This window comes from Methanobacterium sp., assembly GCA_039666455.1.
Lineage (GTDB): Archaea > Methanobacteriota > Methanobacteria > Methanobacteriales > Methanobacteriaceae > Methanobacterium_D.
The window spans coordinates 58,602-80,764 of the sequence record JAVSLW010000014.1 but is presented as its reverse complement, the minus strand read 5'-3'; the positions used below and the strand labels follow the sequence as shown (position 1 = coordinate 80,764).

Genomic DNA, 22,163 nt, shown 5'->3' with positions numbered 1-22,163 from the left:
ACATGACCGAATCTGGCCCATTAGGAAGAGGAAGAATTAAACCTTATTTAGGGATTCTTCACCAGGAATACAGCCTTTATCCTCATAGATCTGTTTTAGGAAATCTTACTGAGGCCATAAGTTTAGAACTACCTGCAGAATTTGCAAGGATAAAAGCAGTATATGTACTTAAAGCAGTTGGTTTTGATGAAGAATACGCTCAAACCATTTTAAAAAAATATCCGGATGAATTAAGCGGTGGAGAACGCCACAGAGTTGCTTTAGCACAGGTTTTAATTAAAGAACCCAATGTGGTGATTCTTGATGAACCCACAGGAACAATGGACCCAATAACAAGAGTCCAAGTCACAGATTCAATCATAAAAGCCCGTGAAGAACTCAACCAGACTTTCCTAATAATATCTCATGATATGGATTTTGTGCTGGACGTCTGCGACAGAGCAGCCCTAATGCGAGGCGGTAAAATCCTTAAAACGGAACTCCCCCTCACTATTGTGGAAGATCTAACGCCAAAAGAGAAAGATAAAATGCTGACAAAAGAATAAAAAATCTTTTTAATCGGTTTAGATAATTTTGGACACTATATTCAGTAAAACAATTCCAGCAATTTAGAAGTGATATAAATGTATAAAATAGTTTTAGCAGTGATAGCTGTCGGTCTTGTTGTCTACGTAATATTAAATAATCCAATAAAGAAATATTAAATGAATTAATTGAATTTTTCATTTTTTAAGATATTTCTTGTAAATATTTAACATTATTTTCAACATATAATTTGGGTTATGAATATATGGGTGGAATAAAGATGGAAAAGAGAAATGGCATAGTCGGATTTACAGGAAGTTTTAGAGAAAGCATAGAAGATCTAAAAAATAATTCTAAAGTTGTTTTTACAGGTTCAATAGCTGTATGCACCCCTTTTATAGAATTGCTATCTTATGCAGTTAGGGATAAAAATTTTGATCTTATTTACGTGCCAAGAGCAGATATAACTAATGCTAAACAAATAAAAATGCAGCCAGGTATTGGGTTTAGTGCAGTGGATGAAAAAGGAGACCCGCAAAACCCTGAGGTAGTAGTGGTTCTTGGCGGTTTGGCAATGCCAAAATTTGGATGTGCACCTGAAGAAGTATTAAGCATGATCGGTGAGATATCCGGGAAACAGAAACCCAGGATCATCGGTGTTTGTTTCATGAACATTTTTGAACGTGCTGGATGGCAGAAGAAGATACTGTTCGATACTTTAATCGATACAACGCTGGAAACTGTTGTTAAATAACTTTGCGGTTATGCAAAAATTAGTTTACTGATTATTTCTTTTTTTATAGTTTTCATTATTTTTGCTTTTTCATTCAGTTTAAAAACGTTTATATAATAGTTATGAATATATATTCATAACATGGTGAGACCAAGGAGATTTAGAAGAATATTTCAAGAGCCTGAAATTAGATGTTTTAAACCGGATTCAGAAGGTAATATTGACTCGATCAAGCCAGTAGATATTACAATAGATGAATTCGAAGCAATAAGATTAAAAGATTACCAGAACATTAAACAGAAAAAAGCAGCAGAGATCATGGATGTCTCACAGCCAACATTTCACAGAACTTTGAACTCAGCTCGAGAAAAAATTGCAAAGGCTCTTGTTGAAGGTAAAATTATCAAAATTAAAGGAGGCGATTTTGTGGCAGATAAAGAAAGGTATAAATGCAAAAGCTGTGGTTTTGAATGGTACAGTCCTGAAAAAGAGTATGATGAATGTCCTGACTGTAAATCAGAGTATATTTACAAAATAGGAGAGGGTGAAGAGACTCAAAGACCAGCAGGACAACAGGGAATAGGAAGAAGAAGAGGATACGGGGGAGTCGGAATTGGAGCAGGCCCTCCAAGAGTATGTAAATGTCCAAATTGTGGTTATGAATCCCCCAAAACTCCAGGAGTCCCCTGCAGAAACACCAAATGTCCTGAATGCGGTACTCAGCTATGTGGGGCGGATTAAAGAAATTAAAGGATGAAGGTGATGAAAATAACTCTTATATGCATACCCACTCTTAATGAAGGCGGTTTACTTTCAGATATTTCAATGCATTTTGGAAAAACTCCCTACTTTACTTTTATTAAACTTGAAGATGGTGGAATTAAAAGTATTGATGTAATTGAAAGTTTTGGTAAACATAATGGTGGCTCTAAGACGCCAGCAGAGATAATACTAAGTTCAGGAGCAAATGTGTTGATTTGCGGAAATTTAGGATCCAAAGCTGTTTCTATGCTGCGTGATAGGGAAATAGAAGTATTTTCAGGTGCATCTGGAAAGGTTAAAAATATGGATATTGATATAGTTGTTACAAAACTTGATGCACATGATGATTCTATTTTTAAAGAAATAAGCTGCCCTGTAAAAGGTCTGCATTTGGGAGATATCATAAAAGGAATTAAAAAATTTAGAAATTCGTTTAAAGGAAGATTTGAACTTCAAACTATGTTCACTGGAAAAAATAAAGATTATACAGATGAATTAGCAAGGATTGCAGTGGAGATTCAGCCAGATAGACTTTATATAAATACACTTTTGAGGCGTTCGCCTGAAACTCCCTTATCAGAGGATCAGATGGATGAAATTGAAGGATATTTTGAGGGATTAGATACATTTTCAGTCTATAAATCTAAAAAATATGAATTATACAAAGAAGAAGTACTAAAAAGAAGATTGATACATAAATAAATTGAACATGATTCGGTGTTTGGATGAATAACGAATCCAGAAATAACTTAAGAAGAGGCCAGGTTGCAGCTAAATATTCCAGCATAGTTCAACTGGGTTTAGCCATTTCTAAGGGATTAGTGGGATTTTTTACAGGGAGCATAGCTTTAATAGCTGATGCTTTTCACTCATTTTCCGATATATTCATCTCTTTAGCTGTTTATATAGGATTAAAACTGTCACAGAGGAAACCTACTGAAAAATTTCCCTATGGCTATTACAAGGTTGAAACATTTATATCTTTAATAATATCAGCCATAATTATCTTCAGCGGTATTGAGATAATTCAAGAGTCTATAGATGGAATCATGAATCCAACAGCTGTTAGATTACCATTATTTGCATTGGCTATCGCTGCAATTTCTGCATTCGTTTCTCTGTTGATTTCAAGATATAAAGAAAGAATAGGAATTGAAATAGGGTCTCAGGCACTGATAAATGATGGAAGGCAAAGTTTTATAGATGTATTTACATCTATTATTGTTTTTATAGGTATATTTTCATCTTATTTGGGATATCCAATATTTCAAGGAGTTGCAGGATTTATAGTATCTCTATTTGTAAGTTATATAGGAATTAAATTAGGTAAGGATGCTGTTTTAGTTCTTTTAGATGTAAGTTTAGATGATAAGACAGTTAACGAAATTAAATCTACAGCATTAAGCGTTGAAGACGTTAAAAATATCCATAACTTAAAGGTTAGAAGATCAGGTCCTTTCGTGTTTGCAGAACTTCATCTTGAAACCAAAAGAGGATTGTCAGTAAAAAAGGCATCTGAAATTACAGAAAATGTAAAAAAAGCTGTAAAAGACAGGATTAAAAATTTAGACAGTTTAACAGTTCAAATAGAACCTTTTAAAAAGAAAAAATTGCGAGTTGCAGTTCCGATAGAGGATAAAAATGGATTGCAATCTGAAATTTCTGAGCATTTTGCCAGAGCTCCTTATATTTTAATCGTAGATGTGGTTAATGGCGAAATAACTGATATTGTAATTAAAGATAATCCCGGAACCAAACTAGAAAAAAAGAAAGGAATTAAAACCGCTGAATTTTTAGGAAAAGAGCAAGTAGATGTTTTAATAGGCAGCGAAGTTGGTGAAGGCCCAACATATGTTTTATCCGACAAATTAATAGATGTCATGGCCCCAAGGGGAAGAAATCTTGAAGAAATAATATTGAATGTTTATAAGTGATTAAAATGAACCTCCAGATTTTATACGATAATATTGCTGGAAATGGTTTTAAAGAGGGATGGGGATTTTCCTGCTTTATAAAGACGTCTAAAGAAAATATTCTGTTTGATACAGGGTGGGATGGAAATATTTTACTCCATAATATGAAAACTGCAGGAATTAACCCAGAAATAATAGATAAGGTAGTTATTTCCCATTCTGATTGGGATCATATTGGGGGATTAAACCATATATTAAAATATGGAAATAAACCTGAAGTGTATGTACCTGAATCCATTTCAATAAATCTTAAAAACGAAATTAAACGTTATACGGAGGTTGTAGAAATTTCTAAATCAAGAAAAATTTGTGAAAATGTCTGGACTACAGGGGAATTAGGTGAAAAAATAAAAGAGCAATCTCTGATAATAAAAACTGAAAAAGGGAATGTAATTCTTACAGGTTGCACACATCCTGGACTTGAAAGTATTACTGAAAAATCGAGGGGATTTGGGGAAATTTATACTGTTATAGGTGGATTTCATGATTCTGATATTGATATATTAGGTGAAATTCCTATGGTCGTGCCATGTCATTGTACTGAAAAAATTGAAGAAATTAAAAAAACAATGACTGAATCTTATAAAGAGTGTTTTACAGGATTTTCGATTTATTTCATATAAAAATAGGATATAGGTTTATTTCCTAACACCAAAAAAGTTTATTGCACCTATAAGATCTTCAAATGCGATCAATTCTGTTTTTAAGATATCTTCACGGCTTAAAGTACTGCTCATTTCTCCATCAACGGTGAGTTTATCAGGGCCTCTTGCAACAAGCCGATCCACACCGTCACGGCTTAAAACTTCCTCAGCTTTTTTATCATGTACAAATGCACGACCGGGAATAAGTACGGTCTCTTTCAGCTGACTCAAATCTATTTCTTCAAGGTCTTTTTGTGTAATAAGGCATCCAATATCCTGATTTGCAGCAACCACATTTATAAGTTCAGATGCTTCAATTTTCCCTATGATCTTTTCAATGTAAGGAGCAGCAACTTTACTGGTTAATATTGTTGCTTCTGAATTTATTTTGGACAATATATCCAGATATTCACTATTTTTGTCCTTTGAAATTGCAAAAGGAGCATCATTATCGGGGTCACAGACTGGAGTTCCTGTCACTTTGAAACTGAATTCATCATTTATTTTTCTAACCAGTGCCTCAAATTCATCAAGACTATGTGGATTTACACCGTCCAGTACAGGATCATTACCCAGTATTAAACCCTGGTTGCGGGAATTTGCAAACCTCATTAATATAAATGCCTTTGCACCCCAATCTTCTAAAGTAGCACATGTCTGGAATAAATCTTCTCCATCATTTACTCCAGGAACAATTACCGAGGCAGCATGTACTTCTGCTGTTTTGCAGAATATTTGAAGTGCTTCAAGTGATGCTTCTGGACTTCTATCATTTACCCATTCTCTTCTTACATCTGGATCTGCTGAAAAAACAGTGAATGTAACCTCATCAACTCCCTTTGAAACAAGATCTTCAGCCATTTTAGGATCATCTATGCCTTTACCGCTTGTATATCCAAGGTGCATGGGAAGACCAAAGTCAGAAAATGCAGAAACAACTTCCATGAGGTGGGGATAACAACTCACATCTCCCCCGCCACTTATATTCACTTTAAGGTCTTGATCACGATAATTTCCTAACATAAGAGTGCTTTGCACCGAACTTACAACTAAAAATGGTGGAAGAAATTCGTTTCCTGTTTCTCTAACTCCAGTTGTGCAGCTATCACACCCTACCTTTCCTGGAGAGCAATTTTTGCATCCAAAAGCAGTATTGCCCTTTACTTTTCTAAAATAACAGTATTTACAAAATCCTCGGCAGTCTTTACCTGGTATTCCGCCTACGTCTGCTACAATTTGCATGGTATCTACTTGTATAGAATTAAATCATATATAATTTTTTCCGACATGGTGGCGTTAAGTTTTGAGTGTTGAACACCCTCTGAGTGCACAGTTTAGAATACAGTTCTATGGGAGTGATAACCTCCCATGGCTTTAAGTGTTAAACATATCTATCAATCATTCTACTTTCAGTGATATCATCAGGTAATCTGCTGCTAAATGTTTCCAGTAGCTGGGCCTTGCCCCCGGCACATTTAAAAATGGCTTAGCATTAGTATATCCGTTTTTTAAGAAAGTAGTACGCATAAAATTTCCCTCTTCTATATTTAGGATTATCTATGGTTTTTGTAATCAAATGAGATCCTCTTATTAGTTTTTCTATTCAATCAAAATTTATAATAATTTCAATTTAATATGGGGAGAATTATCCTTTTAAATAATATTAAATTGATTTAAATAGAAAAATTGTGGATATAAACACCATAATTTCCTTTCTTATTTTTAAAAACTACATGAAAATATACGGTTTTATGAGATATAATTGATTTTACTGTACTAAAAACTGGTTATCTGTACTTAAAACAGGTAAATTGCTCATGCCTTATAAATTTTTCTAATTGAATCAAGAAGAAAGTTTAATAATATATGGAATCTAAATGAAGTCTCGTATATCAATACATACTCCCAAGGATTCCTTATTAAATAAGGATGGCACAGCCAAATTCTTTGGGGGGGATTGATACTTAAATCCAAATTGATATACAAAAATTTCCAAGGAGGGAAAAAATGGCAAGATTTGAAGATAAGATCGACTTGTACGACGACAGAGGTAATCTTGTTGAAGAACAAGTTCCAATAGAAGCCTTAAGTCCATTGAGAAACCCAGCGATCAAGAGTATCGTGCAGGGTATCAAGAGGACAGTAGCAGTGAACCTCGAAGGTATAGAGAACGTTCTAAAGACTGGAAAGGTTGCTGGAGGAAAGATATTAGGAAGAGAAATGGATCTCGACATAGTCGGAAATGCTGAAGCCATAGCACAGGAAGCAAAAGAAATGATTCTTGTAGAAGAAGGGGACAACACCAAAGTCGAACTTCTCGCAGGTGGAAAGAGAGCATTAGTTCAATTACCATCCGCAAGGCTTGATGCGGCTGCTGAATATTCAGCAACTTCATTGGTAACTGCATCTGCATTCATCCAGGCTATCGTTAACCAGTTTGATATCAGTATGTATGATGCAAACATGGTAAAGGCAGCAGTTTTAGGTAGATATCCACAAACAGTTGAATACGCAGGTGGAAACATTGCTACCATGCTTGACATACCTCAAAAATTAGAAGGTCCAGGTTACGCACTAAGGAACATTATGGTTAACCACGTTGTGGCAGCAACTCTCAAAAACACAATGCAGGCAGCAGCTTTATCCAGTCTCCTCGAACAAACAGCTATGTTTGAAATGGGGGATGCAGTAGGAAGATTTGAAAGAATGCACCTGCTCGGTTTAGCTTACCAGGGAATGAACGCAGACAACATTGTATATGATCTTGTAAAAGATAACGGTAAAGAAGGAACAGTAGGGTCTGTTATACTTGATCTGGTTGCAAAAGCAGAAGAAGACGGTGTGATCGGAGTCGAAAAAGAAATGGGCGACTTCAAATTATATGGAACTGACGACTTAGCCAAATGGAACGCATACAACGCAGCAGGACAAATGGCAGCTACAATGGTCAACCAGGGTGCTGCAAGAGCTGCTCAAGGTGTATCTTCAACATTACTATACTACAACGATATTCTGGAATTCGCAACAGGACTACCTGGTGTAGACTTCGGTAGAGTAGAAGGTACTGCAGTTGGATTCTCCTTCTTCAGTCACTCCATCTACGGTGGAGGTGGACCGGGTATCTTTAATGGTAACCACATCGTTACAAGGCACAGTAAAGGATTTGCTATACCATGTGTAGCAGCCGCAATGGCACTCGATGCAGGTACTCAGATGTTCTCCCCAGAAGCAACCTCAGGACTAATTAAAGACGTATTCAGCCAGGTTGATGAATTCAGAGAACCACTCAAATATGTAGTGGAGGCAGCTGCCGATATAAAAGGCAATATTTAAGTAATCCTAACTTTGGGGGCATTAAGTCAAATGGATATCGAGATTTTTCCACACAGATTATTGAACGTAGATACTGCTGAAAGATTGCTAAACAGTCTTGATAGTATAGAAGGTATCAAAAAAATGATTATACACGGACCAAGACTCCCTCCAGCCAAAGAAGGACACCCAGATAGCAAAACTATTGTAATAAATGGCGAAGAAGTAAAAATGCAGGTTAAACCTGGCAGAATACTATTGGAAATAGAAGCAGAAGAGGTCATAGATTCTATCAAAGAAGTGTGTGAAGATGAATTACCATTTGGATATAACATCCACATCGGACAATTCATAAGAAAACAGAAAACAGTCAGCGATAAACTTAAATACGGGGCCGAATTAGAAGAAATTCCTGAGGAAATGGTTGGTTTAACCGACCAGAATGCACAACTCAGTGAAAGAGCAAAAATACTAAAAAGGAAAAAAGAAGAATGATTGGCAAGGGAACACACATTGTAGACTGTAGAGAAACAATGGGTATGGGTGAAGGAGGAGGAATTGCCCAGAGAGGAACATTCGCACAAAGTGGAAGTGACGTACTAACAATTGCAATGTCTCCTGGAAGGAGGCACATAACAAAACCTGTTTGTGAAATAACATTTGCATTGCGGGAAGCAAACATAATGACAAGCACTCTGGTATTAAATGCTGGAGCTGGTGTTCCACACGATGCTCCGTCAGCTGGAGGAGGCAGCCTTTTTGGACTTACTCCCTCAGAAATAGAGCAAATCAACTTGCATAAATTGATAGTGGTACACCTCGGTGGTGTGAAGCATCACATCACATACAAAGCCCGGCTAATACTCCGACATGTGGAGAAACCTTGCATAATAATATGTGAGTATCCTGTTGACTTTGAAGATTTTGCAAAAATTGGTGTTAAAACAAAAGCTGTGATGCCTGAAGAGCCTAAAACCAAAGGTGAAATCGTGGATATAATAAGCGGTGTTATTAGAGGAGAAACAGCCCCCCAGGAAAAGTTGGATGAAATAATTAGAAAAGTTAGGTTAGCATTAGGAGGTGCATGATAATGGCAAAATATTATCCTGGAACCAGTAAGGTTGCCCAAAATAGAAGTAATTTCCAAGACCCTGAATATGAACTTGAAAAACTAAGGGAAGTATCTGACGAAGATGTTGTAAACATACTCGGACACAGAGCTCCTGGTGAGGAATATCCAAGCGCTCACCCACCACTTGAAGAAATGGATGAACCAGAAGACCCAATCAGGGAGCTCGTCGAACCAGTCGACGGTGCAAAAGCCGGTGACAGAGTAAGGTACATACAGTTCACTGATTCAATGTATTTTGCTCCAGCTCAACCATATCTTCGATCAAGAGCATATTTATGCAGATATCGAGGAGCAGATGCAGGTACTCTCTCTGGAAGACAGATTATCGAAGCCAGGGAAAGAGACCTGGAAAAAATTTCCAAAGAGCTCCTTGAAACTGAATTCTTTGACCCTGCAAGATCAGGAATAAGAGGAAAAACAGTTCACGGACACTCACTAAGACTTGACGAAGACGGTATGATGTTTGACATGCTCAGAAGACAGGTCTTAAACAAAGACACTGGTGTAGTAGAAGCAGTTAAAAACCAGATTGGTGATGAACTCGACGAACCAGTAGCTTTAGGTGAACCATTAGACGAAGCAACCCTTAAAGACAAAACCACTATTTACAGAGTAGATGGTGAAGCATACAGAGACGACAAAGACGCAGTCGAAGTATGTCAAAGAATACACGTACTAAGGTCCCAAGGTGGGTTCTACCCTGAATAAATCAGGAGGGTGATTAATATGGCTGATAAAAAATTTATAAATGCTTTGAAAAGGAAATTTGAAGAAGCACCAGATGAGCAAAAAACCACCTTTTACAAATTCGATGGCTGGAGACAGTCAGAAAGAAAAACAGAATTCGTAAATGCTGGTAAAGAAATAGCCGAAAAACGTGGAATTCCAATGTACAACCCAGACGTTGGTACACCACTCGGTCAAAGGGTACTTATGCCTTACCAGGTTTCAACAACCGATACATTTGTTGAAGGTGACGATTTACACTTTGTAAACAACGCTGCTATCCAGCAAATGTGGGATGACATAAGAAGAACTGTTGTAGTCGGTTTAAACACCGCACACACTGTTATTGAAAAGAGATTAGGTAAAGAAGTTACTCCTGAGACAATTACTCATTACCTGGAAACTGTAAACCACGCCATGCCTGGTGCAGCAGTTGTTCAAGAACACATGGTGGAAACAAACCCATCATTGGTGTACGACAGTTACGTAAAAATCTTCACTGGTAACGACGAAATAGCAGACGAAATTGACCAGTCCTACGTCATAAACATTAACAAAATGTTCCCTGACGACCAGGCTGAAGCTTTAAAAGCTGAAGTAGGAGACGCAATGTGGCAGGTCGTAAGAATACCAACCATAGTCTCAAGAACCTGTGACGGTGGTACAACTTCCAGATGGTCTGCTATGCAAATTGGTATGTCCATGATTTCTGCATACAAACAGGCAGCAGGGGAAGCCGCAACTGGTGACTTCGCATACGCTGCAAAACACGCAGAAGTTGTTCACATGGGTTCATACTTACCAGTAAGAAGAGCAAGAGGAGAAAACGAACCTGGTGGAATCGCATTCGGTTTCTTAGGTGACATCGTACAGTCATCCAGAAAACACGCAGATGACCCAGTACGAGTATCCCTCGATGTTGTGGCTGCTGGTGCAGCTCTATACGACCAGATCTGGCTTGGTTCATACATGTCAGGTGGTGTCGGATTCACACAATACGCAACCGCAGCTTACACTGACAATGTGCTTGACGACTTCACATACTATGGTCAAGAATACGTAGAAGACAAATATGGACTAACTGAAGCACCTAACACCATGGAAACAGTCCTTGATGTAGGTTCAGAAGTTACCTTCTATGCACTTGAACAGTTCGAAGAATACCCAGCACTCTTAGAAACCATATTTGGTGGATCACAGAGAGCATCCATTGTTGCAGCAGCAGCAGGTTGTTCAACTGGATTTGCTACTGGAAACGCTCAGACTGGTTTAAGCGCATGGTACTTATCCATGTACTTACACAAAGAACAGCACTCCAGACTTGGATTCTATGGTTACGACCTGCAGGACCAGTGTGGTGCCGCAAACGTATTTGCAATTAGAGGAGACGAAGGATTACCTCTTGAAGCAAGAGGAGCAAACTATCCTAACTACGCTATGAACGTAGGTCACCAGGGTGAATACGCAGGTATCGCTCAATCAGCTCACGCTGCAAGAGGAGACGCATTTGTATTTAACCCACTCGTAAAAATCGCATTTGCAGACGATAACCTACAATTCGACTTCTCTGAAATACGTGCCGAATTTGCTAAAGGTGCACTCAGAGAATTCGAACCAGCAGGAGAAAGAGCTCTTATCTCCCCAGCAAAATAGGTGTAACGCAAACACCTATTTTTTATTTTATTTAAAGTAAAGATATTAAAAAGGAGGATAAAAACATGGTAGACCCTATGATTACAGGATTAGGTGTTGTTGCTCTTATGGGAGCCGCTGCAACTATTGCCGGAGCCGCAGAAGATTTAGAATCTGATGTCGGATCCATGAGTAACCCTAACTCTCAGGTTCAACTGGCCCCACAGATGGGTAACCTTCACAGAATGTTTAACAAAGCTGTGTCTGGTGAACCAGTGCAGATGGGAACATGGGCAGGTATTGCTGGTTCAGTGGCATTTATTTTAATGGCATCATTAAACCTACCAGTCATAATGGCGATAGCTGGAGGTGCAGCTATAGCTGCATTGGTCCACGCAGCATTCGCTACAACATCACACCTGGGTAGGATTGTAAGTCAATCACAATTCAACCAGCCGGTGTTCCTTGATGTGATAACACAACACTTAGGACCAATAACAGGACATGGATTTATTGTAACATTTTCAATAGTAGGATTATCATACTTAATGACCTTACCAATCCCCGGATTAGGGCACCCATTCCCATTACCGCTACTTGCGGTACTTTGGGGTATAACAATTGGTGCTATAGGTTCATCAACAGGAGACGTTCACTATGGTGCTGAAAGAGAATACCAGCACTATCCATTTGGTGGAGGTATTCCAGTTGCTATTCACGGTGACATAACCAGAAAAGCTGAACTCGGTGCCAGAAACTCCATGGACGTTGTTTATTTCTGTGCTAAATATGGTGGGCCTGTTACTGGTTTTGCATTTGGACTCATAGTATTCCTGAGCTTCTGGATTACAATAGTATTCGGATTAGTAGGAGGAGTCATTGCAGGTCTGGTGATACTCATACTATTGATAATCATTAACAACAGATTAGAAGTATTTGCCCGGAATAAATACGGGCCATACTTGGAAGATTAAGGAGGAAATATAATGGATCCATTAGTAATAGTTGGCGTAACTGTTGGTGGAGTCCTGATTGGTGGAGGTGTACACTTCATACCAGTAGGGGGAGCTCCAGCAGCTATAGCAACAGCAACCGGTGTGGGAACAGGTACTGCTATGCTTGCAGCAGGTGGTGGTATGACCGGACTCATCACAGCAGCAGCAATGACTGGTCAACCTTTATGGTTGGTCTTAGCAGCAGGTGCAATCGGTTCAGGTTTAATGCTGGGTATAACTATGCTCGTAGGTAACTGGGTTTACATATTTGGTGTAGGATGTGTGCCCGCATCAGCTAAAGTCGACACTGACCCCATAACCAAAATGAATCAGGATAAATTTGTTACACCAGGTACTGAAGGTCACGGAATTCCAACAGTATGTTTTGTAAGTGGAATTATAGGTGGACTTTTAGGTGGAATTGGTGGAGGATTAATCTACTACTTCCTATACAATGCACTTACAGCACTCCCTGCTTATGCAGCAATAGGTGGCGCAGTATCAGTAAATGCAGCAACACTTGCCGGAATATTCGCTTTAGGAGTATTCTTTATAAATGCGGTTGTAGCTTCATACAACATCGGTGGTACCATAGAAGGTTTCCACGACCCTAAATTCAAAAGACTCCCCAGAGGACTATTGGTATGTTTAATTGTATCAATAGTGGTGGGAATTGTAGGATTATTACTTGTAGGAGGTATCTAATATGTCAGTAGCAGCTGGAGGACCAGCAGGTGCTGCCGTACCATCTTCACAGACCATAGCACTTGGAATTGTAGGAGGACTTGTAGGTATATACTTACTACCATTTGCAGGCCCAGTTTTAGGGCCACTGTTTGCAGCTCTTGGAGCGGTCGCAGCCATAATCTGGGGTGCTGACGCTATAAGAAGAGTAGCAAGTTATGGTTTAGGTACAGGTGTACCTTCCATAGGTTACATGTCCCTTGCTATAGGTATTGTAGGTAGCTTAGCAGGAATTGCAGGTGCATTATTCTTTGGGGCTAACTCAGCTCTACTTGGCCCTATAATGGGATTAGTTATAGCTATGATAGTAGGTACAATAGTAGCCGTTGTAGGTAAACAGGTAATAAAAATGAAAATACCAGTACTGGTACAGTGCACAGCAGAATTATCAGGTGCAGCAGCATTATCTGTACTTGGATTTTCAGCAGCTATAGCTGGAAGCTTTGCAATGCCAGTAATACAGCAGACAGTCATTTCAACTGGATTTATAGCATTACTGTTCATCTTAAATACAATGGCTATACAGCACCCGTTTAACGCATGTTTAGGCCCAAATGAAAATCAAACCAGAACTCTTAAACTTGCTGCATCCACTGGATTCATGGCCATGGCAATTGTAGGTTTAATTGGAATAGGAATATCTGGTGCATGGTGGCTAATTGCTGTAATTGGTGCATTAGCATGGTTTGCATCCATCAAATCGTTCCTTGAAGCATCAGCAGAAGACGCAGCATCAGTTAAATGGTCTGGAATGTGGCCTAAAGAAGAGGAGCACTAAGGAGGAATTAAAATGGCAGAAATGTTACCACTCGTAAAAGTTGTTCCTGAAATGAACTTAACTTTAGACCCTTCTACAGGGATGATAGGGGCCGCAATAGGTAGAGAAGTTGTAATAGTGTCTATGGACACAATAAATGAACAATTAGACGAATTAGAGGTTGCAGTAGAAGATATTTACACATGCCTTGATCCAACCACAGTTTCTCCAGGGTCTTTTCCTGGAAGAGAAGGCGTTTATATGAACGCTGGTAAACTAACAAACATAGTATATGGATTTATAGTGGGGCTAATTCTACTGGTTGCTCTATTTATGTAGGAGGTGTATTAAGTGGCTGAAAAGAAATCACCAGCAGAAGGATGGCCTGTAATAAATGGGGACTACATAGTAGGTGACCCTGAAAGTCCAGTAGCAGCAACCACTCTCGCATCACACAACGAGGATATACCTGTTGCTGCAGGAGCTGCAATTGCAGGACCCTGTAAAACAGAAAACCTTGGAATTGAAAAAATGCTCGCTAACCTGATATCCAATCCAAACATAAGATTCCTGATCTTATGTGGTTCAGAGGTGCAGGGACACATCACAGGGCAGAGTATTGAAGCATTACATGCAAACGGCGTGGATGAGAAAAGAAAAATCGTAGGTGCTACAGGCGCCATACCATTCATTGAAAACATACCAGATGAAGGTATTGAAAGATTCCAGCAGCAAATGGAAATTGTAAGCCTGATCGACGTGGAGGACGCAGGTCAAATCCAGGCAAAAGTTAAAGAATGCATAGAAAAAGACCCGGGAGCCTTCGAAGAAGAAGCAATGATCATAAAAGTAGAAGAAGGCGCTGGAGAAGAAGAAGAAGGTGAAGAAATACCACCTGTAACTCCAGAGACAGCACTAATCGAGGCAAGAATGAGAAACATCCAAACCCAGGTTAAGTCTGTTGGTGGATTACAGAGAATATTTGCAGGTATGTACTCTGGTAAAGTCCAGGGGATAATGATTGGTTTGGTCTTCACGCTGGTTATTGGAACCATACTGCTAATATAAATGGGGGTTTTGAATGTTAATATCAAATAAACCTAATATTAGAGGAATAAGAAAAGTAGCAGAAGATGTTAAATACAGAACCGGTTTAATTGGAAGAGATCAGAGATTATTTGCAGGCCTTATAGCCACCAGGATCTATGGTATGGCACTGGGATTCATACTTGCAGTTCTCCTTGTAGGTCTTCCAGTACTCTGGGCACTAAGATAGGGGGCATAAATTATGGCAGAAGAAGAAAAAAATGTTATACCTCGCCCTATTGTCCCTTCAGATGATTTTAATAAAGCAAATGAGAGATTAGACGACATGGACGAAAAAGTAGAGTTTGCATGGGGTGAAATCTCTCAGAGAATGGGTCAGCAAATAGGTAGAGACATTGGTATTTTGTACGGAATTATAATAGGACTCATAATCCTGTTTGTAGCATTCAAAGTTGTAGCAATTGGAGCATTCCTACAAGCTTTAGGTATGTAATTAGGAGGTTTACGCATGTTTAGATTTGATAAAGAACAAGTTGTAATAGATGTTGCTGGAGTAAAAGTTGGAGGCCAGCCTGGTGAATATCCAACTGTCCTTGCAGGAACCATCTTTTATGGTGGTCACAGTATTATAAGCGATGAAAAAGCAGGCGTCTTTGATAAAGACAAAGCAGAAGCACTCATAAAAACAATGGAAGAAATGGCTGACGTTACAGGAAATCCATGTATTGTTCAGACCTTCGGTGCAACACCAGAAGCAATAGTTAAATACCTGGAGTTTGTGGGTGATGTAACAGAAGCACCATTCATGATAGATTCAACATCAGCAGAGGCTAAAGTTGCAGGTGCAAAATACGCTCAAGAAGCAGGGTTATCTGAAAGAGCGATCTATAACTCCATAAACATGGCTTCAGAGCAGGCTGAACTGGATGCAGTTGCAGAAACAGATATTTCCGCAGCTATAGTTCTTGGGTTTAACCCTATGGAAGCTGGTGTTGAAGGTAAAATCAATATCTGGGAAAACGGTGGAGCAGCATTAGATGATGGACTTCTTCCAATGTCTGAGGCATGTGGAATTACCAAACCGTTCATGGATGTAGCTATTACACCACTTGGTCAGGGTGCAGGACCTGCATGCAGAACATCATTTGCGGTTAAAAGCAAATGGGGATACCCGGTTGGTAGCGGTATCCACAACGTACCATCTGCCTGGGACTGGCTTCGAGCATACAAAAAAGAACACAAAGAGGCATGGCCTGTTTGTGACATAGGTTCAAACCTTGTCCAGCAAATGGCCGGAGGGGACTTTGTACTTTTTGGTCCTATCGAAAACTCAAGAATGGCTTTCCCTGCATGTGCTATGTGTGATATATTCATAGCAGAAGCAGCTAAGGATATAGGAACAGAAGCAGTTGAAGACCACCCAATGTTCAAATTGCTCTAAGTAAAAAGGCGGTCATTCGCCTAAATTTCTTTATTTTTTAAATTAAGTTATTTTTTGAGTTAATTTTTAATTTTGCACGAATATTTCCTAAATATTTATATAGCAGGAAAAAATATAGTTTCTGTGTAACCATGATTCAATTAACTGGACTATTAGGAATCTTAGTGATTTCATTGTTAATAGTTATAAAAGCTGCAGATTTATTCGTTGATAATTTAGTTGATATAGGAAAATCTCTCGAAATCTCAGAGATAATACTGGGTGTTACAGCATCGGCTATTGGAACTTCACTTCCTGAATTTGGTTCTGCAATGATAGCTACTTTAACCGGTAGTAGTGATATTGGAGTTGGGGTGGTTATAGGATCAAATATATGGAATATTGCAGGGATACTGGGTATTTCAGCTTTTGTAGCAGGGGTAATCCAGACTAACCGCCAGGAAATAATGCGTGATGGGATGATGACCCTTTTAACGGTGCTAATACTTATGGGATTTTTACTTTTTGTTAATGAAATTACAAGAATGGTGGGAATTGTACTTATATCTGTTTATGTTGTATACCTGTGGATATTAATAAGGGCTCAAAAAGAAAACTCTAAAAATAGCAAAAGTTCACAAAAAAAATCTATTAGCTGGAAAAATGTATTTTTTGTAATTATAGGACTTATAGGCTTGATAATTGGATGCAGATTACTTGTTTATAGTGGAGTTGAACTTGCAGAAATTGGAGGCATACCTAAAATGATAGTTGGGCTGTTTGCACTGGGAATAGGAACAAGTGCTCCTGAACTTGTAGTAACTTTAACTTCAGCAATGAAAAAATTACATAGCCTATCAATTGGAACAGTACTTGGTAGTAATGTATTCAATATAATGATAGGGATAGGAATACCGACACTTTTTATGAATATTCCTATAGAATCTCTTTCAATTACATTTGACGCACCGTTAATGGTTTTTGTTACAGTATTACTCCTTTTATTTGCAGGATTGGAAAAGAAAATTACAAGATATGCAGGATTAACCTTAGTTATTATATACGTATGTTATATAATACTAAGAATATATATCACCGTATAATATCGTAGTGGCGTAATAGGATGCACAAGAAAATATTGAGTCACAGGGTGTTATATCTCCTTTTTGACAGAGAAGTTATAGTTTTTAATTGGAGGATATTCATTGTCACTAATTGGAAAAATATTTAATAGGGGTCCAAAGCCAGTAATTGCAAAAAGCAGATATGTATCTTTTGCAGATATAAAATCAACAGCATACACCAGAAAAAGAGCAGGCGCAGGAATTTCAACGAAACCTGAAACATACTATATCGTGGCTTCAGTTGAACTTGGAAATACAACCACAAAATGCATTCTTACTGCCACAAATTTAAACACCAGCAGGACCTATCTTCTGGATAAGACTGTAAAAATGACCAGAGACATCAGACCTCCAAAAAAAGGTGAAAAGGTCTTTGGTGAAACTGTTTGGGAAGTAGAGCTTACAAAGGAATCTGTTTCTGAGATGGTCAAAGATACAATTTTAGAGTCAGTTAAACGTTCAAAAATAGACATGGAAAAAGATCTTGATTTTGTTGTGCGTTCTACAGGGGTTACTGCAGGATTTGCATCACCTAAAGAGGTTGGAGAGCTCATAATTGCTCTTGCAGACGGTTGTCTTGATGCGGGAATTCCTCCAGGGAAAATGTCTCCTGCAATTTCAAAAGATGCTCTTCCTGCAAAATTAAGAGATTTTTCACTGCTGGATAGGGTAATGTTTGATGGCGCTGTAGCAAGCGTACTTCCACCAACAGGAAAGGCGGTTGTTGCAAATGAAATGGAAGGAGAGCTTGTAACAGCAGGTATTAAGGTGGGTGCTAAATGGACAGATGTTGATTTCCGTAATCCCTGTGTTTCTATGGACTTTGGAACCACACTTGCCGGGAGGATTACAAACGGTCAGGAACCATATGCAAGAACAGTAGGTAATTTCTGTGGTCTTGCGGGTGCAGTATCTGATGCCATAATACGTGGAACTGACAATGTAGACAAACGTGGAGGAGCAGCTCTGGACCTTTATACTAAAGATATACTTAAAAAGGCTGATTGGAAGGCTGCAGAAGAGTATGCTGAGCAGGTCCATGATTATCTGGATATAGGGCGTGTTCCAGAAAACAGGGATAGGTTTGGAACAGTACCAGTAGACCCAAAAGCTGCCTATGATTCAGGAACAACTCTTATAGGCTGTGATGTAGGTAAAAATGGGGATAAGATTCCTAAATTAACTGATACTGGTCATGAAATATGTGCTGAAAGTGATATTCACACTTTATTTGCAACTCTTGATTATGTAAGTGCAAAAATTGTGCAGAGGTTAAGTGATGAAGCATTTGAAGAAGGAGTTATTGAGGCGGGATCCATGCTTGGTGTAACTGGTAGAGCTGGAATAACTGGACGAAAACCTGAACTTATTTTAGATTATTCAAAAGACCGTTATAAAAACACAATTTTTGTATCTGATGCTCTTGCAATGGGTGCTGCTGTAATGGCACGCTGCATGAACTCCATTGGAACGCCACATATCCCGATTGGAGGTAGACAGGGAGGGCCCTGTATTTTAGGGGGGAGGAGGAAGCTTCAAAAAAAGAGATAAACAAACGCCACGAAGATGATTCATAAACATATCTAAATCCTTCCTTTTTTCATGATTTAGCAAGGCCGTTGAAAATCTATGATTTCTTAGGGGATAGAATAGGTAATTTTTCTTTAAAGACATGACAATTCCATACTTTTATTACTGTACTGTCTTTGTCTATGTGAATGTACAACATTCATCAGACTAACTTTCGTTCAAATAATTTCTTGCTCTCCTGAATCTCTCAAGATGAAGACTATTACAGTGAATATAACACCGTAAACAAATAGAAAAGTTGAAAATAGATAATCTCCTGTAAAATAATTATTAAGCAAAGTCATTAAAGGTGGAATTACAGAAAATCCCATAATTACTTGAATGAATCTCTTTTTAAATTCAACTGATAAATTTTCTTTAAATGCTTTCCTAACAATATAAAAACCAGGTATCAAACTAAATACAATTAAAATCATTATAATTTTTATAATCAATATGTAGGATAAAAAATCCTGACGAATAACGCTTAAAGCAGGATTTGGGAAATAAAAAAGCTGAATTGTTTTTCCAATTACAAATAAATAAAATAGAACAATTAAAACAATTTCTTTATTCTTCATTTCTTAAAAAACCCCACATAATTATTTTTACCCTTCTTTTCATAAATTAAACCAGTATAATCATTATGTCTTAATTTAATAGGAAAATCTTTGGGATTGAGGTTTTCTTCTATAATTTTATTTCTACCATAATCAATTAAGTGCTGTACTGCTCTTTTTATGTTTTCATCGTATTTTTTTCCAAGATAGTTTCTTCGTCTTGTTCCCATCCAGGCAAAATATAAATAAAGCGTTGGAATTGATAGTATTATTAAAAAAATAACACCTTGTAAAAGACTAAGTGAAAAAATTACTGATACTATTGCTGATCCTAACCCTAAAAACATCAATACTGCAATTAAGGACAAGAACAATACTGTTAAATCTTTAGAGCTAACTTCTGTATCAGTTCGATAGGCTTTCATATTTTCTACAATTTCTTGATAAAATTTTTTGTTTAGTTTAACTTGGCTTCGCTCTTTATCTTTAGAGAGGAATTCAAAATATGTTCTCAAACTATAAGGATATACTCCAAATTTTGTAGGAAGTCTCAATGGGTCTAATTCCATAATATAAAGACGTAAACCTTCAACTTTCATGTCAATTTTCACTTCTTTTATCATTTAAAGATTTCCTTCAACAATTTTTCTATATACGGACGTGCTGTGAAATAAATTACTATTCCAATAGCTATTAAAAATAACGCAATACAGTAGATTACAAATAACCCTGTAAAAACCCCTAAGCTACCTAACACTGCAAAAAGAGCCCAAATAAGAAGAGCAGATAAACTAATGAGGAAAAGTATAGTTGAAATGTCATCAAGTAACATCAACATGTCTAAAATGAATTTTAAATGATTAATTACTTCATATATGTCACTATTTGAATTAGAATTGGTATTATCCTGTCCGGGATTCCATTCTGGTATATTATCATCAGTACTTCCACTTGAAACAGCATTTCTAACTCCGGCAATATCACGTCCAAGCTGACCTGTAGGATGTAGTGGATTATTTGGAGGTGTTGGACCTGGAGGTTGTGGTTCAGGTGGAGTAGGTCCAGGGGGTGTAGGAGGATTATTCGGTGGTTGTGGCTGTGTAGGTGGAGTAACAGGAGGAAAATCATACGTAAAAGTATTTGTATCAGCGGTTTGTTCTGGATCAATTGAAGTTATATCATAACTCGCCTGATTATTACCTGGATTAGAATCAGGCATTGAAGATGCTGCTTTCACAGACCAAGCTTTAACAACCCCTTTAGGAGCTGAACTTAAACTCTTAGTACTGAACAACACCAAATCACCATAAACACTAACTAAATTAACAAAATAACCAGCATTATTAGCCTGAAGGATTAATTCCATTGTAGCATCACCTCCAGCAGGTAATATCCCTACACTCCAAATACCAGTGTTTGAATCATATGTTCCCCCCCCCCCCATTGTAGCTTAATAATTTCAAACCGAAAGATATTTTATAATTCACTTTGATATATGGCTTATTAGGAAGGTTATTTTTCTAGGATAAATTTGAATTTTCCACCACACTCACAAGTATCAGAGAAGTCATCTGGAGATTCATCAGATTGGAGCTGATAGTATCCACCACATTTTTCACACACTAAAAGACCACGAGATTCCATTTTTTCATGATTAGCGTCCATATCCTCAACCAATTCAGGAATAGCCTTATACTTAGTGATGTCAGTTTTTATGAACTTTAAAAAAGTTTTATAAGCTTTAATAATATCCTCTTCGATAATATGTTCCCGGTTATGGTGCACAGCATTACAGCCTGCAAGTAGTTGGATAAATAAGCCTTCTGTTGGAACATAGTCTGAATTAAAATCACGGAATCTCATACCAAATATTTCATTTTCTATGTCTATTAACAGATTTGTTATTGTTAAGTAGAAATCTGAGGTTTTTTTGTCGAATATTTGTGTTTCACCCAGTTTCTGGAAGAATTCTGCGGTTGGTTCAGGAACATCTTTAACTTGGTCAAATCTATCCAAAGCAAAAAGTAGGCGTGCATCTAGTCCACTGAATGCTATATTCAAGCTGTCATCCCAGGAAAAAGGACGTCCGCTGTTTAGGTAGTATGCAGTTTCTATCAAGGGGCGCATGGAACGAAAAACATTTAAGCTTGTTTTGCTGAATGCAATGGTTCTCAAATCTGTTGCAGGTAAATTTGCACCAGCCAAAACCATTAAACGATTACGTGATAATTCTTCAAAAGTCAAATGCCGACTATCCATTTTTCTTTCTTCAAAAGCTAACATAAACTTCTCATAAAAACCAGATTTCCAAATATCTTGAATTTCATCCAGTATTTCAGGTAAACCTGGTAAATTTAAGCCTCTTAAATACTCGCAATCCTCTTTAAGCATTCGTTTATTCCATTCTACACTTGTTTCTCTCCCAAGTGAAGTATTTACACGATCTTTTAAGTCAAGAGCTGTATCTAGAATTTTCATCCATGTTTTTACTTTTTTCAATATTAATCA

The 22,163-nt window shown here is 37.8% G+C and carries 27 protein-coding genes; 21 read left to right on the top strand and 6 right to left on the bottom strand.

Annotated elements, in window-relative coordinates:
- The 6 genes from PQ963_04880 to PQ963_04855 form a co-directional block, all read left to right on the top strand.
- Window positions 1-545 (top strand): ATP-binding cassette domain-containing protein (locus tag PQ963_04880; protein ID MEN4029000.1); only part of this gene is annotated, 545 nt, incomplete at its 5' end.
- Window positions 546-805: 260 nt separating this feature from the next.
- Window positions 806-1,279, top strand: coding sequence for a DUF2124 family protein (locus PQ963_04875; GenBank protein MEN4028999.1), 474 nt, complete (start codon window positions 806-808; stop codon window positions 1,277-1,279).
- 120 nt (window positions 1,280-1,399) lie between these two features.
- A complete protein-coding gene (locus tag PQ963_04870) occupies window positions 1,400-1,999 on the top strand; it encodes a DUF134 domain-containing protein (GenBank protein MEN4028998.1) in 600 nt (199 codons plus the stop codon).
- Between the two features lie 21 nt (window positions 2,000-2,020).
- Window positions 2,021-2,722 (top strand): NifB/NifX family molybdenum-iron cluster-binding protein, encoded by a 702-nt coding sequence (locus PQ963_04865; GenBank protein MEN4028997.1) that lies wholly within the window; start codon window positions 2,021-2,023, stop codon window positions 2,720-2,722.
- 23 nt (window positions 2,723-2,745) lie between these two features.
- A complete protein-coding gene (locus tag PQ963_04860; protein MEN4028996.1) occupies window positions 2,746-3,954 on the top strand; it encodes a cation diffusion facilitator family transporter in 1,209 nt (402 codons plus the stop codon).
- 5 nt (window positions 3,955-3,959) lie between these two features.
- Window positions 3,960-4,616: an MBL fold metallo-hydrolase gene (locus PQ963_04855; GenBank protein MEN4028995.1), complete on the top strand. Its 657-nt coding sequence runs from the start codon at window positions 3,960-3,962 to the stop codon at window positions 4,614-4,616.
- Window positions 4,617-4,631: 15 nt separating this feature from the next.
- Here PQ963_04855 and mmp10 read toward each other — a convergent pair whose 3' ends face one another.
- Window positions 4,632-5,879 (bottom strand): methyl coenzyme M reductase-arginine methyltransferase Mmp10, encoded by a 1,248-nt coding sequence (gene mmp10, locus PQ963_04850; GenBank protein ID MEN4028994.1) that lies wholly within the window; start codon window positions 5,877-5,879, stop codon window positions 4,632-4,634.
- 156 nt (window positions 5,880-6,035) lie between these two features.
- Entirely contained in the window at window positions 6,036-6,164 is a 129-nt protein-coding gene (locus PQ963_04845) for a hypothetical protein (protein MEN4028993.1), read from the bottom strand.
- Between the two features lie 480 nt (window positions 6,165-6,644).
- Here PQ963_04845 and mcrB point away from each other — a divergent pair, with 480 nt between their 5' ends.
- The 15 genes from mcrB to PQ963_04770 all read left to right on the top strand — a co-directional run bounded on the left by mcrB (window position 6,645) and on the right by PQ963_04770 (window position 19,077).
- Entirely contained in the window at window positions 6,645-7,970 is a 1,326-nt protein-coding gene (mcrB, locus tag PQ963_04840; protein ID MEN4028992.1) for a coenzyme-B sulfoethylthiotransferase subunit beta, read from the top strand.
- A 30-nt stretch (window positions 7,971-8,000) separates the two neighbouring features.
- Window positions 8,001-8,444, top strand: coding sequence for a methyl-coenzyme M reductase operon protein D (mcrD, locus tag PQ963_04835; GenBank protein ID MEN4028991.1), 444 nt, complete (start codon window positions 8,001-8,003; stop codon window positions 8,442-8,444).
- Entirely contained in the window at window positions 8,441-9,037 is a 597-nt protein-coding gene (gene mcrC / locus PQ963_04830; protein ID MEN4028990.1) for a methyl-coenzyme M reductase I operon protein C, read from the top strand. The genes mcrD and mcrC overlap by 4 nt, the downstream gene beginning before the upstream one ends.
- A 2-nt stretch (window positions 9,038-9,039) precedes the next feature.
- Complete coding sequence (mcrG, locus tag PQ963_04825; GenBank protein MEN4028989.1) at window positions 9,040-9,789, top strand: coenzyme-B sulfoethylthiotransferase subunit gamma; 750 nt, start codon at window positions 9,040-9,042, stop codon at window positions 9,787-9,789.
- A gap of 18 nt (window positions 9,790-9,807) precedes the next feature.
- Entirely contained in the window at window positions 9,808-11,460 is a 1,653-nt protein-coding gene (mcrA, locus tag PQ963_04820; GenBank protein ID MEN4028988.1) for a coenzyme-B sulfoethylthiotransferase subunit alpha, read from the top strand.
- Window positions 11,461-11,525: 65 nt separating this feature from the next.
- Complete coding sequence (gene mtrE / locus PQ963_04815) at window positions 11,526-12,413, top strand: tetrahydromethanopterin S-methyltransferase subunit E (protein ID MEN4028987.1); 888 nt, start codon at window positions 11,526-11,528, stop codon at window positions 12,411-12,413.
- A 12-nt stretch (window positions 12,414-12,425) separates the two neighbouring features.
- On the top strand, window positions 12,426-13,139 hold the full coding sequence (gene mtrD / locus PQ963_04810; GenBank protein ID MEN4028986.1) for a tetrahydromethanopterin S-methyltransferase subunit D: 714 nt from the start codon (window positions 12,426-12,428) through the stop codon (window positions 13,137-13,139).
- Window position 13,140: 1 nt separating this feature from the next.
- A complete protein-coding gene (gene mtrC / locus PQ963_04805; protein ID MEN4028985.1) occupies window positions 13,141-13,956 on the top strand; it encodes a tetrahydromethanopterin S-methyltransferase subunit C in 816 nt (271 codons plus the stop codon).
- A gap of 12 nt (window positions 13,957-13,968) precedes the next feature.
- Complete coding sequence (gene mtrB / locus PQ963_04800) at window positions 13,969-14,274, top strand: tetrahydromethanopterin S-methyltransferase subunit B (protein MEN4028984.1); 306 nt, start codon at window positions 13,969-13,971, stop codon at window positions 14,272-14,274.
- 12 nt (window positions 14,275-14,286) lie between these two features.
- The gene (gene mtrA / locus PQ963_04795) at window positions 14,287-15,003 is read left to right on the top strand and encodes a tetrahydromethanopterin S-methyltransferase subunit A (protein ID MEN4028983.1); all 717 of its coding nucleotides are present in this window, start codon (window positions 14,287-14,289) and stop codon (window positions 15,001-15,003) included.
- Between the two features lie 13 nt (window positions 15,004-15,016).
- Window positions 15,017-15,211 carry a tetrahydromethanopterin S-methyltransferase subunit F gene (mtrF, locus tag PQ963_04790; GenBank protein ID MEN4028982.1) on the top strand — a complete coding sequence of 65 codons (195 nt, stop codon included), beginning with the start codon at window positions 15,017-15,019 and terminating at the stop codon, window positions 15,209-15,211.
- A gap of 12 nt (window positions 15,212-15,223) precedes the next feature.
- Window positions 15,224-15,475, top strand: coding sequence for a tetrahydromethanopterin S-methyltransferase subunit G (mtrG, locus tag PQ963_04785; protein MEN4028981.1), 252 nt, complete (start codon window positions 15,224-15,226; stop codon window positions 15,473-15,475).
- Window positions 15,476-15,490: 15 nt separating this feature from the next.
- Complete coding sequence (gene mtrH, locus PQ963_04780) at window positions 15,491-16,423, top strand: tetrahydromethanopterin S-methyltransferase subunit H (GenBank protein MEN4028980.1); 933 nt, start codon at window positions 15,491-15,493, stop codon at window positions 16,421-16,423.
- Window positions 16,424-16,554: 131 nt separating this feature from the next.
- Entirely contained in the window at window positions 16,555-17,505 is a 951-nt protein-coding gene (locus PQ963_04775; protein MEN4028979.1) for a calcium/sodium antiporter, read from the top strand.
- Between the two features lie 102 nt (window positions 17,506-17,607).
- Entirely contained in the window at window positions 17,608-19,077 is a 1,470-nt protein-coding gene (locus PQ963_04770; GenBank protein MEN4028978.1) for a methanogenesis marker 14 protein, read from the top strand.
- A 197-nt stretch (window positions 19,078-19,274) separates the two neighbouring features.
- Here PQ963_04770 and PQ963_04765 read toward each other — a convergent pair whose 3' ends face one another.
- The 4 genes from PQ963_04765 to PQ963_04750 form a co-directional block, all read right to left on the bottom strand.
- Window positions 19,275-19,676 carry a hypothetical protein gene (locus PQ963_04765; protein MEN4028977.1) on the bottom strand — a complete coding sequence of 134 codons (402 nt, stop codon included), beginning with the start codon at window positions 19,674-19,676 and terminating at the stop codon, window positions 19,275-19,277.
- Window positions 19,673-20,278 carry a hypothetical protein gene (locus PQ963_04760; protein ID MEN4028976.1) on the bottom strand — a complete coding sequence of 202 codons (606 nt, stop codon included), beginning with the start codon at window positions 20,276-20,278 and terminating at the stop codon, window positions 19,673-19,675. Before PQ963_04760 ends, PQ963_04765 begins: the two co-directional genes overlap by 4 nt.
- The gene (locus PQ963_04755; GenBank protein ID MEN4028975.1) at window positions 20,275-21,099 is read right to left on the bottom strand and encodes a hypothetical protein; all 825 of its coding nucleotides are present in this window, start codon (window positions 21,097-21,099) and stop codon (window positions 20,275-20,277) included. The genes PQ963_04760 and PQ963_04755 overlap by 4 nt, the downstream gene beginning before the upstream one ends.
- A 68-nt stretch (window positions 21,100-21,167) precedes the next feature.
- Window positions 21,168-22,154, bottom strand: coding sequence for a hypothetical protein (locus PQ963_04750; protein ID MEN4028974.1), 987 nt, complete (start codon window positions 22,152-22,154; stop codon window positions 21,168-21,170).
- Between the last annotated feature and the right edge of the window lie 9 nt (window positions 22,155-22,163).